Origin of the sequence: Catenibacterium sp. AM22-6LB, assembly GCF_003435615.1 — a bacterium.
Taxonomy (GTDB): domain Bacteria; phylum Bacillota_I; class Bacilli_A; order Erysipelotrichales; family Coprobacillaceae; genus Catenibacterium; species Catenibacterium mitsuoka_A.
Genome location: NZ_QTUM01000124.1, coordinates 1 through 727, shown reverse-complemented (window position 1 = coordinate 727; position 727 = coordinate 1). Strand labels below are relative to the sequence as shown.

The 727-nt window shown below is 35.9% G+C and carries 1 protein-coding gene; it reads right to left on the bottom strand.

Annotated elements, in window-relative coordinates; translation table 11 throughout:
* Nucleotides 1–464: helix-turn-helix domain-containing protein (locus DW269_RS12525; protein WP_147321719.1), on the bottom strand; the 464-nt coding region annotated here is incomplete at its 3' end.
* Between the last annotated feature and the right edge of the window lie 263 nt (nt 465–727).

The following is a 727-nucleotide window of genomic DNA, read 5'->3' as shown; positions in this document are numbered from 1 at the left end:
CCATCTTTTGTTGTGGGAATATATCCTTTCTCTTTGATGCGTACCCAGCCAAGTGACGGAATCTTGATTCTGTGTCTTTCACAAAGGCAATCTTTAGGATTATTCCTTACAAAATACATTTTCACATCAGATCTGCCTTTCTTTTTGAATTTTGGAAAGGCGCTCTTGTGATTAAAGAATCTCTTAAATGCAGTCTGACCGTTATTTGCTGCCTGTGTTACCGATTTTGAATAAGCCTCCTTGATCCAGGAATATTCTGGATGGCTCGGAAGAAACTCATTGTTGAGCCATACTCTAAACTGGCTGCTGCTCATAAACTTTTTACTGCTTTCATAAAGCACCTTATTATGAGCAAGATAGAAGTTATAGATAAATCTGCAAGTACCTATTGTTTTACGAATCCTGACTTTCTGCTCCTCTGTCGGATTTATTTCCGTCTTGAAACTCTTCAGCAATTTCCTCATCCCTTTCTACAGTTTTTTTATACTTACGATACCCATTGCAGCCTACAGGAGAACACATGAAGTATTGAAACAATATCCTGCATGAGTTCTCCATCTGATTTCTAATCTAATTATAGAACAAGCAGAAAATCTATGCATCAAATTTAGCTTCAAGAACGCCGATTTATAGGCGTTAATAAAATTTAATTTTCACTTACCTGTGGCTTGTGGGTATTCAAATAAATCTTTTACATTACAAAACCATCTTAAAAATGCAATTTGAT